Below are 14,473 nucleotides of genomic sequence, written 5' to 3'. Positions count from 1 at the left end.
CGTTCACAAGGCCACCTCCGGCACCACGCCCGGTTCGGTCATCAGTTCATGGTCCAGCGACAGCTTCTGCAGCAAGCGGCGGGCGTCGTAGGGCGCATGGACCTTCTGGTCATTGTCGAAGTAACAATACACGTCCCGCGCCGCACGCCGAGGTGGCGGCCCCGGCACGATCAGGCGCGCGTCGTCTGCCTGGCTACCTTGGCTCCAGTGAAGGATGCGCTGTTTCCAGCGGCGTAACGCACGCGCGGTATAGCCGCTGCTATAGAGCTCCACGTCGCCGTGCAGGCGCATGTACACGAAGTCTGCTGTGACATCTTCGGCATGCGGCCACTTGCCGGCACTGTCCGCAACCACCAGCGCAACCCGGTGCTTGCGCAGCAGCTTGATGAACGCCTCGCAAAGAAAGCTCTCGTGGCGGACCTCTACCGCGTGGCGCAAGCGCACATTACCGGTGATTGCAAGGCCGCCACTGTCCCGCAGCCGTTCGGCACAGCCTTGGGCGCATGCGCGCGCGGCTTTGCGGTCACGTGGCAGCAACTGCAAGAACCGGGCAAAACGCTCTTCGTCAAACTTCATGTTCGGTGGGAACTGCCACAGGAACGGCCCCAGCTTGTCGCCTAGCAGTAGCGGGCCAGAGGCGAAGAAATTGGCCACTGGCTCTTCAACCTCCTTCAGGCGCCGCACATGGGTGATGTACCGTGGCCCCTTGACTGAGAAAACGAAGCCATCCGGCGTTTCATCACGCCAGCGCAGGTAGCGCTCTGGGGTTTGCAAGCTGTAGAACGAGCCGTTTATCTCGATGCTGTTCACGGCCCGCGAGGCGAACGCCAGTTCATCGTCCTGGCGCAGGCCCTTGGGGTAGAAGTCCTTGCGCCAGGGGCCATAGCGCCACCCGGAAATGCCGATGCGGATATCGCTCACGCCGTCGTCCTCATCACCGGTCCCTTGTTCGGTTACTGTGGTATTGCGACTGGCGCAGAGGGCCAAGGGTTCACCGCGTATGATCAACGGGAACGGCACTGACAGGTTGAACTTTGCCCGCGCAGACGATTCCACCGGGTATGCGCCCCAGGCGCGCGAGCCCAGGAATTGACCTGCCAACCCTGGAGGCAAGCATGGCCAGACACATCATTCATTTCACCGGGCCGATCAATTCGTCGACCTGTGGCAACCTGATCAATACCTGCTCGAAGGCATTGCAGCAGGGCGCCGAGGTGCTGCAACTGAACATCGCTACCATGGGCGGCGAGTGCAGCTACGGCTTTACCTTGTACAACTTCCTGCGGGCGCTGCCGGTGCCGGTGCATACGCACAACCTGGGCACCGTCGAGTCCATGGGTAATATCCTGTTCCTGGCCGGGGAGTGGCGCACGGCATGCAGCTACAGCAAGTTCCTGTTCCACCCGTTCCATTGGACCTTGCACGGCTCGGTCGACCATTCACGCATGGCCGAATATGCGATGAGCCTGGATTACGACCTGCAGCTGTACGCGCAGATTGTGGCCGAGCGCACAGAAGGTGCGCCCGAGGTGCTGGACGTGCCGCGCTACCTGATGGCGTACCCGCGGATTCTGGGGCCGCAGGAGGCACTGCAAAGCGGCGTGATCCATGCCATCGACGAGATGCCGATCGCGCTGGACATGAACCAGTGGAGCGTGCACGCCTGAGGTTCATGCCGGCCGACCATCAGTAAGGCACCGTGCCGCTCAAGGTTTCGATGGCCTCCACCAGTTCGTCGTAGCCGACCGGCTTGTTCAGGTGCCGGTCGAAGCCGGACTGGCGTGACTTGTGCTGGTCTGCGCTGGCACCGTAGCCGGTGAGGGCAATGGCCGGGGTGTGGCGCAGATGGGCGTGGCTGCGCAGCGCCTTGATCAAGGCATGGCCATCCATCACCGGCATGCCGATGTCGGAGAGGATGATGTCGAACGCCTCACCGGAGGCCACCTCCAGCGCCTCGCGGGGGCGGCTGAAGGCGCGCACGCTGGCGTTTTCCATTTCCAGCAGCTCTTGCATGATCTCCAATACCTCTACCGAGTCATCCACCAGCAACACGCGCACGCCGTGCAGCCGGCCCTCCCGGGAATGCTCTGCAGGGTTGGCGCAAGGCGGCGACTGCACGTTGCACAGGGGCAGGCAAACGGAGAAGGTGCAGCCCAAGCCCAAGCCGGCCGAACTGGCCTGCACGGTGCCGCCCTGGGCTTCGACCAACTGGCGTACCAACGAAAGGCCGATGCCCAGGCCTTCACGGTTCTGATTGGCCAGCTGGGGAGCCTGGCTGAACAGGTCGAAGATGTGCTCCAGGCTGTCGGGGCTCAAGCCTACGCCCTGGTCAATCACCTGCAGGCGTGCCTGTTGATCGTCACGGCTCAACACCAGGCGTATCTCACTGCCTGCCGGGCTGAACTTCAGGGCATTGTTCAGCAGGTTCCAGATGATCTGCTCCAGGCGCGTGACATCGCCTTCGATCATCACTGGCAAGCCGTCGGCAGGCAGCTCCAGGCGCACCAGACAGGGGTGTTGCTCAGCCACCACCACAGCGTGAATGCCGCGCAGGATGGCGCCAAGGTCTACCGGCTCGGTCTTGAGCTTGAGCTTGCCGGTACGGATGCGAGCCACATCCAGCAGGTCATCGATGATCCTGGCCTGGCTGCCAACCGCCTCGCAGATGGTGGCAACGGCCTTGCTGGCGTTGCCGATCTGCTTGATCGAGGGCAGGCGGCGGAGCATTTCCGCATTCAGCTGAATCAGGTTCAGTGGGTGCTTCAGTTCATGCGACATGATGGCGAAGAACTCGTCCTTCATGTGGCTGGTGGTTTGCGATTCCGCCAGCTGCTTGCTCAAGCGTTCTTCGCCCAGGCGCACGTGCTCTTCGGCAGCGTGGCTGCTGCTGATGTCGATGAAGGTCAGGACGGTGCCGTCGATTTTCTGCTCGCTGGAGCGGTAGGGCAGCAGGCGTGCCAGGTACCAGTGGTCGCGCTGGCCGCCAACTTCCCGCTCGATAACGGCCTCACCCTGGGCCACGGCGCGGGCATCATCAGCCATGGCCGGGTAGTCCAGGCGGTGCGTGATGTCGAGCAATGAGCGGCCGGTATCGACCGGTAAAATGTTGAACAGGTCCGCGGCGCGCGGCGTGAACCAGCGGATATGCAGGTTGCGGTCGACGAACACGGTGGCGATTTCGGTGCAGGCGATCAGGTTGCTCAGGTAGTCGTTGATCTTGTCGGTCTCTTCCACCTTGTTCTTCAACTCGTAGTTGACGGTAAGCAACTCTTCGTTGATGGACTGCAGCTCTTCCTTGCTGGTTTCCAGCTCTTCGCTGGCCGAGCGCAGCTCTTCGTTGATTGCCTGCATTTCTTCGTTGGAGGCCGTGAGTTCCTCGCTGGATACCTGCGACTGCTCGATGGTTTCCTGCAGCTGCAGGCGGGTACGCTGGAGTTCGCGTTCCAGGTTATGCAGGACCATGCTGTCGGTCTGGCGGATGACGCCCGGCAGTGGCAGGGAAGGGTCGGGCGCCCGCTGCTCGAACACCACCAGCAGGCAATCGCCGTTGTGCACGTCGTCCTTGTAAGGCTGCACGGTGATTTCCACCTGCAACGGCTGTTGGGCATCGCCTAGGTCGACCGGCCGGGAGGTGACCGCTTCGGTGCCTTGGCGCGCCTGGAACAGCGTACTGCGCAGCGCCAGGCGCAGGCTCGGCAGCACCAGGCCGAGCAGATTGCGGCTGGGCTCGCCGCCGCCCAGTTGCAGGAAGCGCCCGACACCTTCGCTCATGTGCAGGATATTGCCGTCCACATCCGCGATCAGGCTGGCCGGCATGCGCATGGCCAGCGCGCGGTGGTGCAGTTCGGCATAAGAGGGCTTGCGCCCGGGCTTGACCTTGGCCAACGGGTCCAATGGCAGGCTGGCGCCAGTGCTGCCAGGCACCTGCCGCTCGGCGCGGCGCCCGGCATTGCTGACGTCACGGGCGCGGAAGATCCGGTTACGCTTGTCCACCGGCGCGAACAGTTCACCCACCACGTCGGCTGACTCGGACGAGCCCAGGAACAGATGGCCGCCAGGGCGCAAGGCAAAGTGGAACATCAACAGGATGTCGCGTTGCACTTCGCGGTCGAGGTAGATCAGCAGGTTGCGGCAGACAATGAGGTCAATTTGCGAAAAGGGTGGGTCCGACAGCAGGTTGTGGCGCGCGAACAACACTTTTTCGCGCACTTCCTTGCGCACCCGGTAATGCTGGTCTTCCTTGACGAAGAACTGGCGCAGCCGGCTGGGCGGCACATCGGTCACGATCGCTTCGGAGTACAAACCGGTACGGGCGATGCCGATGGCACGCTCATCGAGGTCGGTGGCAAACACCTGGACCTTGCGGTTGCGCTGCTCCAGCGCAAGTTGCTCACAGATCAGCATGGCCAGGCTGTAGGCCTCTTCGCCGGTGGAGCAGCCGGCCGACCAGACGCGGATCTCGTCATGGCCGTCGACGGGGTCATGCTCGCTGGCCAGCTGGGGCAGCACGTGCCGCTCCAGGGCCTCGAAGGCTTCGCGGTCGCGGAAGAAGTTGGTCACGCCGATCAGCATGTCTGCCAGCAACGCCGTGGACTCGGCGGGGTTCTGCTCGAGGTAGTGCAAGTAGCCGGCGAGGTTGCTTTGCCCGGTCACGTGCAGGCGGCGTTCAATGCGCCGCAGCACGGTGGCGCGCTTGTAGTGCTGGAAATCGTGCCCCGTGTTGCTGCGCAACTGCAGAAGGATCTCCTCCAGCAGCGGCTCGCTGGCCTGGGCGTCGCCTACGCGGGTGCCCAGCGCCGGGGGCAGGGTGTCATCCTCGATTTCCGGCAACCTGACCTGGCGGGCGTTACGCCACAGCTCCAGCAGCTTTTGTGGCATCTCGGCCACGGGCAGAACCAGGTCGACCATGCCGGTTTCGATGGCAGCCCGGGGCATGCTGTCGTACTGGGCATCGTCCGGGGTCTGAACCAGGGTCACGCCGCCTTGCTCCTTGATCCGCGACAGCCCCACGGCACCGTCGGCGCCGGTGCCCGACAACACCACGCAGAATGCATGGTCCTTGTGCACGTCGGCCAGGTCGCGGAAGAACAGGTCAATGGCCACGTGGTCGCCACGGCGGCGATTGGCGGGGGTCACGCGCAGGTAGCCGTCATTGGTCGAGAGGCGATTGGCCGGGGAGATGACATACACATGGTTACGCTCGATCGGCACCGGCTCGGTGACTTGGCGCACGGGCATCTGCGTGGTGGCCTGGATGATCCGGTCGGCCACGCTCTGATGATCCGGCGACAAGTGCAGCACCACCACGAACGCCATGCCGCAGTCGCTTGGCATATGCCGAAACAGCGTGCAGATGGCCTCCAGGCCACCCGCGGAGGCACCGATGCCCACCACCGGAAAGTCCAAGTGGCTTGGGCTGAGTGCAGGGTTTTGCGGCGCGGCGGGTTGCTTGGGCGAGGACTTCATCGACGGAGCCTTGTACAAGAGCCTTACGGGCGGTGCGTGACTGTGCAGTCACACCTGGATAGTGGGGCGATTATAGGCCGCTACCCTGCAGTTGTGACTGCTGCATGCGCGATAAAGTGCGCCCCGCCTGCAAACGGGGCACAAATAGTTGGCCTGCACGTGTTTCGGGCCACCGGTCAGCTGCCGTCAAAACGTGTGAGCCAAGCGGGCAATTGCAGGTTCGGAATCTGAACATGGCAACCTTGGGTGCGTGCACTGTATGAACGCACAGGTTGTGCGACCGCCTATTCATCGCAAGGAGAAACCACATGGCACAAGATCAGGAAGGTACCCGCCAGCGCGGCGGAACCAAAGAAACCAACCCGGGCAATTTCGCCAACGACCGTGAGCGGGCATCGCGCGCTGGGCACAAAGGCGGCCAGGCGTCGGGCGGCAACTTCGCCAATGATCGCCAGCGGGCATCGGAAGCCGGACGCAAAGGTGGCCGGAACAGCCACGGCACCCGCAGCGAGTGAAGGTACTGCGCGAGCGGTAGTGTGCCTGTAGGCGTACACCGCTCGGGCGCCGCTGGTGCCTGTCGATCGATATTTTTTTGAATCTTCTGCTGCTGCCCCGATCAATCAGGGTGTCATCCATGGAGAAGAGGAGGCCCCTGCGATGCCTGCCCCACAGCTGTTCATCATCGATTACCAACTGCATGGTCAGCCGCGCAGTTTCATCATTCGCCTGGACCGCCTGGACAATGCCGAAGCCTGGCATTGGGCAAGTTGCGATGCGGGCATTGGGATCATCCCCAAATTCGGGCGGGAAAAGATCAGGAAGGTCAGCCGCCCGATGGCTGAACGGTATGGGATTACTGCGGTGAGCTGGCGCCTGTCGGGGAGCAAACCGAATCAGTCGGTGGGCGACCCTGCGGCCATTGTCTAGCGGAAGCGCAGGGGCTGCTGCGGTTCCCTCCGCCCCCAGATGGCCCCAGTTCCGAGTACCGATTTGCTGAGAAATGAGGGGAGCGGCCTGCAGCCGCTCCCCTCGCATGTTTCTGACAACTTTCGCGTTACAGCACCTTGTCGAGTGTGATCGGGAACTCCCTCACGCGTTTGCCGGTTGCGTGGTAGATGGCGTTCGCCACTGCGGCAGCCACGCCGACCACGCCGATTTCGCCCACACCCTTGGACCCCAGCTCATTGACGACATCGTCGTGCTCTTCAACGAAGAGCACGACGATATCACCACAGTCCGCGTTCACCGGGATGTGGTACTCCGCAAGGTTGTGATTGACGATGCGACCCAGGCCATGGTCGGTCAATGCCTCTTCGTGCAGTGCCATGCCGATACCCCATACCACGCCGCCCAGGATCTGGCTGCGGGCCGTTTTCGGGTTGACCACGCGGCCCGCCGCCACGGCGCTGACCACTCGGGTGACCTTGATCATGCCAAGGTCTTCGTCTACCTGGACTTCGACGAACACCGCCGAGTGGGTCGCCGTGGAAAACGGTTGGCGCCTTGCACCAGGCTCAGCGTCGATTTGCACTTCGAACTCCGCGCCGGGGGCACTGGCGACGATGTCTGCCAAGGCCACGCGAAAACTACCCGCGTGCAGGTAACCATCCGCGAAGACGATGTCCTCCCGCGCTGTGCTCGCCACCTGCGGATGCACCTTGCGGGCATGCTCCAGCACCTTGGTACGCAACACCTGGCAAGCCTGGCGCACGGCCGAGCCTACCGACGATACCGTGAACGACCCGCCCTGCAGGGGCGCAGTGGGCAGGGATGAGTCACCGAGCACGAAGGTGACATCCTCCACGCTGACGCCCGCAGCATCGGCTGCAATCTGGGTCATGACGGTGTAGGTGCCGGTGCCGATATCGGTGGTGGCGCTGCTGACGGTGAGGTGGCCTTGGGCATCCAGGCGCGCTTTCGCGCTGGCCTTCATTTGCATGGCCTCCCAGACGCCGCCCGCCATTCCCCAACCGACCAATTGGTTGCCAGTGCGCATGCTGCGCGGTTGCGGGTTGCGGTGCTGCCAACCGAAACGCTCACTGCCTTGCTGATAGCACGCCAGCAGTTCCTTGCTGGAGTAGGGCTTGCCCTCGTTGCCGTTGTTGGCAGCAAAATTACGCCGGCGCAGCTCTACCGGGTCGATATCAGCGGCACAGGCAAGCTCATCCATCGCGCACTCAAGCGCGACCACGCCTGAACCGGCCCCAGGGGCACGCATGTCCAGGGGCGTGTACACATCCAGCGAGGCCAGGCGGTAGTTGAGTTCAACGTTGTCGCACTGGTAGAGCATGCCGCTCCATTCCACCAGGTGCTCGGTGAAGTCTTCGAAGCGCGAGGTCTGCCCCAGCCCATCGTGACCGACAGCCAGCAAGCGCCCATCTGCATCTGCCCCCAGGCGCAAACGCTGCTCGGTGCGGGGCCGGTAGCCGAACGTGAACATTTGCTGGCGCGTGAGGGTGACGCGCACAGAGCGCTGAAGATGCAGCGCCGCCATCACTGCCAGGGGCAGCTGGTACTGCGGGCGCAGGCCCGAGCCGAAGGCACCGCCGACGAAGGCTGCGTGCACACGGATCTGGGCCTTCGGCAGGCCGAATACCTTGTGCAGGTAGTCCTGGCAGTTCTGCGTGCCTTGGGTCTTGTCATGAATTTCCAGGCTGCCGTCGGGCTTGTAGTGCACGGTGGAGGCGTGGGGCTCCATCGGGTTGTGGTGCTCGTTGGCAGTCAGGTAGGTGGCATCGACCTGCACGGGTGCCCCAGCGAAACTGCCAGCGAAGTCGCCACGCGGGGCCGGTGTTTCTGCCGGCGCCACATGCGACGCCCTGGACGCGCCCAGGTCTGTCTCGTGAGGTTCCTCGGCGTATTCGATCCGGATCAATGAGCCTGCATACCGGGCCACCTCCAGGGTGTGCGCCACCACCAGCGCCAGGGGTTGCCCGCTGTACAGCACCCTATCGTTGAACAGGGGCCGAAAGGGTGCGCCCTCTGCTGCATCGGCGTCGCTGTAGTCATCGTCATAACTGGAAATATGCGGACGATGCCCATGGTCGAGCACCGCGACAACGCCGGGTACGCCCAGCGCCTGGGTAGCGTCGATGCGCAGTACGCGGCCGCGGGCGATGGTACTGGACACCACGCTGCCATGGAGCAGGCCGTCTTTTGGGTATTCGCCCGCATAGCGTGCCTGGCCGGTGACTTTAGCCACGCCATCCACGCGATCCAGAGGGGTACCGACTACCGATTTGTTGTTGACCATGGTCATGCCCCCACACCAGCGGCACGGTGCGCCGCGTCAGTCAATGCACGCACGATTGCACGCTGCGCCAGTGTTACCTTGAAACCATTGTGGGTCAGCGGCTGCGCGCCCTGAAGCAGCGCCTGTGCGGCGTTGTCGAACAGCGCCTCGGAAGGCACCTGGCCAACCAGCAGGCTTTCCACAGCCGGGTTGCGCCATGGTTTGTGCGCTACACCGCCCAGCGCCAGGCGGGCGTGCTGAATCACATCGCCATCCAAGCGCAAGGCCGCAGCGACCGACACCAGCGCGAACGCGTAGGAGGCTCGGTCTCGAATTTTCAGGTAGCGGTAATGCTGTTCGAACAGCGGTGGCGGCAGCTCTACGGCCGTTACCAGTTCATCGGCTGCCAGCTGGTTATCACGCTCCGGATTGTTCTCCGGCAGGCGATGGAAATCTGCGAACGGGATCTGGCGTTTACCAGCCGGTCCCTCTACGTGCACCACGGCTTCGAGTGCTGCCAGTGCTACGCACATGTCGGACGGATGAGTGGCCACACAGGCCTCACTGGCGCCAAGAATGGCGTGTATGCGGTTGCGGCCGCTACGAGCAGGGCATCCGCTGCCGGGTTCACGTTTGTTGCAGGGGGTGCCGGTATCGTAGAAGTAGTAACAGCGTGTGCGCTGGAGCAAGTTGCCGCCGGTACTGGCCATGTTTCTCAACTGCGGTGAAGCGCCCGCAAGGATAGCCTGTGACAGCAACGGGTATTGTTGCTCGATCATCGGGTGCCAGGCCAGGTCGGCATTGCTGACCAGGGCACCGATCATGACGCCACCGTTGGCAGTGGGATGCAGCCCATCCAGCGCCAAGCCTGAGATATCGATCAGGCGCTCGGGGCGGACCACGTTTTCCTTCATCAGGTCGACCAGGTTGGTGCCCCCGGCGATAAAGCGCGCGCTGTCGCCAGCCAGGCTCACGGCCTCGCTGACTGACGCAGGCTTGTGGTAGCTGAAGGGCATCATGGCTTCGCCCCCCGTTGTGGTTGATCCGGGTGTGCCATCAGCGGCTGGGCTTCTTCGATCGCGGCGACGATGTTGCCATAGGCACCACAGCGGCAAAGGTTGCCGCTCATCTGCTCGCGAATGGCCTCACGGCAGTCGGCTCGCCCTTCACGCACAAGCCCGACGGCAGAGCAGATCTGCCCAGGTGTGCAGTACCCGCACTGAAACGCATCGTGGGTGATGAAGGCCCGTTGCATAGGGTGCAGCACGTCGCCGCTGGCCAGCCCCTCGATGGTCACCACGTCTGCGCCGTCGCACATGATGGCCAAGGTCAGGCAAGCATTGACGCGCTTGCCGTCGCGCAGCACCGTGCAGGCGCCGCATTGGCCGTGGTCGCAGCCTTTTTTGGTACCTACCAGGTCCAGCTGTTCACGCAACAGGTCGAGCAGGGTGGTCCACGGGTGGACTGCCAGTGTTCGGGGCTGACCATTGAGGGTCAGGCAGATGGGGTGTTCTGCAGCCCCATTGGAAGAGAGCGCGCTCATGGAAGGTCCTCACGGTCAGGGTTCACGCAGTTGGCTGCGTCTTTGTTGTGCGACCCGGGCGGTTGCAGAAACGTTCCACCGGCTTGCCAGGCGTAGAAAGGTGGCTGCGGGCATGGCGTGACGGCGTGTAGGCATTATGGTGGTGAGGCGCGGGACTGAGAGCGAAGCTCAGGGCTGCTGGCCGGTAGCCAAGAAGGGATGAGCGGGCGAGAGCACGAACCGTGGCTGACGTATTTGCGGGGAAGGGCCAGTATATTGGTGAACTACAACGTTAACTCAACTAAATGGATATTTAGCGTAGTTATTCCTTAAAGGCATTAAAATATCCTGGCAAAAAAGGGTGGTAGCATCAAGGTCTGTTGTCATATCCGCGAGAGCAGACGGACCAGGACCACCTTATGCAAAACATATCAGCCCGTATGGTCGAGGACGCCTGCAGGTATTTACGAGCGTCGCTGCAGCTTTTACGTGGCGATGATTTGATGGATGTCTCGCAGATCAACGCCGCTCTAGCCATGGAAATCCTGTTGAAGAGCTTTGTGGCTGTGCCTACTGGCGGCTTTGGCAAGATCTGGGAAACCTACGAAATCGACAAAGACCCGATCAAGGCTGCGTATTCGCAGCTGAGAGCTGACGGAAAAGCCGGTGATAGAATTGACTGGCATGATTTACTGACACTGTTTCATGCCGTCCCTGAAGCTACACGGCGTCGGGTTGGTCTTGACCGTCATGTTGATCAGATCGAATCGAACCGCAATGTCTTCACTAAAGCACGGTACCGGTACGAGAAAGATGCTCGGCAACTTTACTGCACGGGGTTGGTCGGTGTGCTGCAGGATGTGATTCCGCGTGTCGTTGAGTACCACAAGGAATGTGGCTCAACAGATCCGTTCATTGAGAATTTCGAGATGCATGGTGATGGACTAACCATCATGGTTTGAGGGAGAGTTCTAAGGGGTGGGCCTGGCTTCAAATCTACCCACCCTCGGCCCCGGTGGCTCCATACAAATTTGCGCATAATGCATATTATGTTAAATACAGGGCGTTTTGTAAGCGTTGCATTTCCACCCACCGGCTAACCCTAGCACCGTGTGACCGGCATCCATAGATGCGAATTTTGTTATCCATAGATGCGCATGAAAAATCAGTGACTTAGCTGTATTGGCATGCCTGCTCCAGCCTTGACGTGCTCTCCAAATGCGCGAAATCGACGTGGAACGACTGTCAGGATGCCCTAAAAAAAGTAATCGGCCCTTAAAAACAATAAACCAGAAAAATCAATGAGTTATCCTGAATCTTCTCCCCTAGGCAAACTCTACGAATCGCAATCGGTCCGTAAAAAAAATAGGGCGCGTGCCACTCCAGCGCTACAAACGCCATATTGCCTATCCTTAAAAAAAAGTAAAACCTTAAAAAGAATAATTTTTTAAGGGTTGATCTGATCACGCTCCCGACCGATTGTCTGGGGGTAACTACGTGGCTGTTAGGGATCCGCAAAAAGGATAAATACCCCTAAAAAAGAATAATTACCGCACATCAGTTGCTTGAAATGCTCCGTCGCCGCTCTCGATAGCGACACACTACCGCCAGTATTTTTAAAAGGATGGATTCACAGCCCCTAGGTCCGCTCTGCGGAGCCCTCAAAGAAGATAAATATTTTGAAAAAAGATAACCTGTTTTAGAGGCACAGCGCGGAGCAGATGTGGCTAGTCTTCAGCGAACCTGGCACTACTAGGCTCAACCCTCCTTCAGGCCTAGTTCTGCATGAAAAGCTAGGCGCTGACCTTGATACGAAAAAGTTCCACCGTGGAACTCAAGTACTTTTGGTTCAGGGCCTCTGGGGAGCTAGCCCATACTCAGCGCCTGAAGGCGCTTTGCGCATTCTCGTAGGGATGCATAGGTTCCATCGCTTATTTTCTCCAGCGGAGTGCTTCCCTCAAAATAATCGTTGTCATTTTTCATGGACATAAAACCTGCGATATTCTTAGGATTCTCAAAAATCTTGTTCAAGTAGCTATTCATCTCAAAAATAACGCTTAGGCGGAGCTTGATCTCTTGAGCGGCACAATCGGGCATGCCGATTATACTATGTGCGACTTGCTCTTCAGCGCCCCAAGACATCAATAGTGACAGCGCTGACAAACAAGCCTGAAACGACTCACTCCCGGTTGTATCAGCCACGACTTGCCTCCGTCCTCTGCTGCATGTTGAACTGCTCATTGATCAGTTCGCCTAATATCCTCGCAATCCAGGCTTGGTATGCACTCAGTACTGGATCGCTCGAATTAGCATTTGATGCTTGGTAAATGCTTCTCTCGCTCCTCACAACCTTGAGAGGTATTTCATTACCATCAACATAATAGCGCCCACTCGCAATACGGTAAGCATACGAATCTAAGGTTCTCTCGGGCTGCGCCAATATAACCCTTGCGAAGTCGACAACAGGCTCTACCGTCCACTTTTGGTTAGGACTCAACCGCGGCGGCAATGCGAGTTGAAGACCTACCACGCCTCTAGTGGCATTGGGCCTGTCGAGCTCGTTCAAGAAGTCCAATGTGCTCTGGCCCGTTTCAAAAATCCTGATGTCAATAATCTCTTTTTCTTCCAAAAGGTCCAGCACGCAAACGATTAGAAATGTGGATCCTGCCCCTAGGGATGCTACTTCTGAGAAGCTTTCAGGGTTTACTCGCAAGGTGGTCATAGCTCTCTCCCAACGAAAATGAACACTATAGATTGTAGCACTATAGGATTCAAAGAGGCTTCATCATTCCTTTTGTGGATCAAATACGCAAATGGAGCTCAAAACAGCCCTCGCTCAAGCGCTACGCAAAACTAGGACTAGCCGAGGCCTGACCCAGGAGGATTTTGGCGATGTCAGCAGCCGTACCTATGTAAGCTCTCTTGAGCGCGGCCTCAAGAGCCCCACCCTCGATAAGCTGGTCGAGCTGGCGACACGTATGGACGTGCACCCGCTATCCCTACTTGCAGAGGCCTTTTTGCTGATCGACAATGAGCCCGACATCGAAATGCTGTTCTCCCGAATCCGTCAAGACCTACATCGGCAGTGAACCGATGGCAAAGCAAAGGCCTCTACGCACGCAATATCCGATAACTGTCAGACCCGGATATTGCATAGCACCTCATTCGAAAGCATCCTTGATAGATCTGCAACCTCGTCTGAGTAGCCCATGCGCGTAGATCCACAACATCTTTTTGATACCTTTGGGAAATTTAACCAACTCAGTTTTCTCGGGGTGCATCAGGAACTACCATTGGTTCTTGATTATCTGAAACGATTCGCTCCTGATTGTAAGGCCTTAGAGAGCTACCTTGTGGTGCGAAGTTTTTTACGCTCATATGCCGGCAACCAGACGACATTCAACTCGTTTCGCACACATGTCGAGCGTCTCTTGCTCTGGTCCCTGATCATAGCGAAAAAATCCATTCTTGATATTCGTCGTGTAGATGCTGAAATGTTCATGGAGTTTTGCCTACAGCCTCCAGCAGAATGGGTAGGACCAGTAGTGAAATCGAGATTGTTCGTCTGGGGGGCGAAAACGACTTGAGTCAGATGATTATGTTGTGAACAAAGACTGGAGGCCGTTCAGTAGTACGGCTAGCAAACGAGATCGTAAAATCGCTGTAGAGTCGTCGAAAGACCTTCCAATTCGCCCCTACCAGATGGCGCAAGGATCGATTGCGCAGGTGGTAGTTTTTTTCAGCATGCGATGGACGAAGGCTTGACCGAGTCGAATCCTTTCCGCGCAATAAAACAAAAGTCCATCATAAACAACGTGCGGTATTGGACGTTTCCGCACAATCGCTTACAGAGCTTCAGTGGAGTTTCGTTATCGACTGTGCAGAGCAGATGGCTGCGGAGGATCCGAGACACGAACGCACTTTATTTATTGTGGCAACTATCTTTTCGATGTATCTCAGGGTCTCTGATTTATTCGGCAGAGAAAACTGGCGCCCCTCAATGGGTGACCTGCGCTGAGATACTGTTGGCAACTGGTGGTTTCATGTTGTCGGAAAGGGAAATAAAGCAGCCCGAATTAGCGTGCGCGATGACTATGTTGATTGTTACTTAACTCGATATCGCCGCTATCTAGGACTGTCTCCCCTGCCCTCACCTCAAGACGTTGCCCCCTAATTGGAACGCTAAATGGTCGCGGCGGCCTGTCTGATCGCTACATCCGATCTTTGCTTCAAGGTAACCGCTCCATAAACCC

At 59.2% G+C, this 14,473-nt stretch carries 13 protein-coding genes; 6 read left to right on the top strand and 7 right to left on the bottom strand.

All coding sequences use genetic code 11. The annotated features are described in order from the left end of the window. Window positions 1-3 precede the first annotated feature (3 nt). Complete coding sequence (locus GYA94_RS03870; protein ID WP_167524212.1) at window positions 4-921, bottom strand: DUF72 domain-containing protein; 918 nt, start codon at window positions 919-921, stop codon at window positions 4-6. 194 nt (window positions 922-1,115) lie between these two features. Between GYA94_RS03870 and GYA94_RS03865 the strand changes: the two genes are divergently transcribed. Then, window positions 1,116-1,667 (top strand): ATP-dependent Clp protease proteolytic subunit, encoded by a 552-nt coding sequence (locus tag GYA94_RS03865; protein WP_110676348.1) that lies wholly within the window; start codon window positions 1,116-1,118, stop codon window positions 1,665-1,667. A 19-nt stretch (window positions 1,668-1,686) separates the two neighbouring features. Here GYA94_RS03865 and GYA94_RS03860 read toward each other — a convergent pair whose 3' ends face one another. Next, window positions 1,687-5,466, bottom strand: a complete 3,780-nt coding sequence (locus GYA94_RS03860) for a CheR family methyltransferase (RefSeq protein ID WP_161891823.1) — start codon at window positions 5,464-5,466, stop codon at window positions 1,687-1,689. A gap of 308 nt (window positions 5,467-5,774) precedes the next feature. Between GYA94_RS03860 and GYA94_RS03855 the strand changes: the two genes are divergently transcribed. Continuing rightward, on the top strand, window positions 5,775-5,981 hold the full coding sequence (locus GYA94_RS03855; RefSeq protein ID WP_161891822.1) for a con-10 family general stress protein: 207 nt from the start codon (window positions 5,775-5,777) through the stop codon (window positions 5,979-5,981). A gap of 142 nt (window positions 5,982-6,123) precedes the next feature. Continuing rightward, window positions 6,124-6,393 carry a DUF6555 family protein gene (locus tag GYA94_RS03850; RefSeq protein WP_029886814.1) on the top strand — a complete coding sequence of 90 codons (270 nt, stop codon included), beginning with the start codon at window positions 6,124-6,126 and terminating at the stop codon, window positions 6,391-6,393. A 127-nt stretch (window positions 6,394-6,520) separates the two neighbouring features. On the opposite strand, the gene GYA94_RS03845 is transcribed toward GYA94_RS03850, so the two are convergent. The 3 genes from GYA94_RS03845 to GYA94_RS03835 are packed head-to-tail and all read right to left on the bottom strand — an operon-like array spanning window position 6,521 to window position 10,241. Then, the gene (locus GYA94_RS03845; protein ID WP_438826228.1) at window positions 6,521-8,725 is read right to left on the bottom strand and encodes a xanthine dehydrogenase family protein molybdopterin-binding subunit; all 2,205 of its coding nucleotides are present in this window, start codon (window positions 8,723-8,725) and stop codon (window positions 6,521-6,523) included. Then, window positions 8,722-9,717, bottom strand: coding sequence for an FAD binding domain-containing protein (locus tag GYA94_RS03840; protein ID WP_161891821.1), 996 nt, complete (start codon window positions 9,715-9,717; stop codon window positions 8,722-8,724). The genes GYA94_RS03845 and GYA94_RS03840 overlap by 4 nt, the downstream gene beginning before the upstream one ends. Beyond that, window positions 9,714-10,241 carry a (2Fe-2S)-binding protein gene (locus GYA94_RS03835; protein WP_161891820.1) on the bottom strand — a complete coding sequence of 176 codons (528 nt, stop codon included), beginning with the start codon at window positions 10,239-10,241 and terminating at the stop codon, window positions 9,714-9,716. Before GYA94_RS03835 ends, GYA94_RS03840 begins: the two co-directional genes overlap by 4 nt. Before the next feature lie 398 nt (window positions 10,242-10,639). Here GYA94_RS03835 and GYA94_RS03830 point away from each other — a divergent pair, with 398 nt between their 5' ends. After that, window positions 10,640-11,182 carry a hypothetical protein gene (locus GYA94_RS03830; protein WP_161891819.1) on the top strand — a complete coding sequence of 181 codons (543 nt, stop codon included), beginning with the start codon at window positions 10,640-10,642 and terminating at the stop codon, window positions 11,180-11,182. Between the two features lie 904 nt (window positions 11,183-12,086). On the opposite strand, the gene GYA94_RS03825 is transcribed toward GYA94_RS03830, so the two are convergent. Both GYA94_RS03825 and GYA94_RS03820 read right to left on the bottom strand, forming a co-directional pair. Continuing rightward, window positions 12,087-12,422: a hypothetical protein gene (locus GYA94_RS03825; RefSeq protein WP_050587348.1), complete on the bottom strand. Its 336-nt coding sequence runs from the start codon at window positions 12,420-12,422 to the stop codon at window positions 12,087-12,089. Continuing rightward, entirely contained in the window at window positions 12,415-12,942 is a 528-nt protein-coding gene (locus GYA94_RS03820) for a hypothetical protein (RefSeq protein WP_141400918.1), read from the bottom strand. Before GYA94_RS03820 ends, GYA94_RS03825 begins: the two co-directional genes overlap by 8 nt. Window positions 12,943-13,033: 91 nt before the next feature. On the opposite strand from GYA94_RS03820, the gene GYA94_RS03815 reads away from it, so the two are divergent. Together GYA94_RS03815 and GYA94_RS28070 are read left to right on the top strand one after the other, a co-directional pair. Then, window positions 13,034-13,309 carry a helix-turn-helix domain-containing protein gene (locus GYA94_RS03815; protein WP_027915576.1) on the top strand — a complete coding sequence of 92 codons (276 nt, stop codon included), beginning with the start codon at window positions 13,034-13,036 and terminating at the stop codon, window positions 13,307-13,309. 120 nt (window positions 13,310-13,429) lie between these two features. Next, window positions 13,430-13,807, top strand: a complete 378-nt coding sequence (locus GYA94_RS28070) for a hypothetical protein (protein WP_255326897.1) — start codon at window positions 13,430-13,432, stop codon at window positions 13,805-13,807. The last annotated feature ends 666 nt before the right edge of the window (window positions 13,808-14,473 follow it).

The organism is Pseudomonas juntendi (assembly GCF_009932375.1).
GTDB classification, from domain to species: domain Bacteria; phylum Pseudomonadota; class Gammaproteobacteria; order Pseudomonadales; family Pseudomonadaceae; genus Aquipseudomonas; species Aquipseudomonas juntendi.
This window is presented reverse-complemented; position numbering and strand designations above follow the sequence as displayed.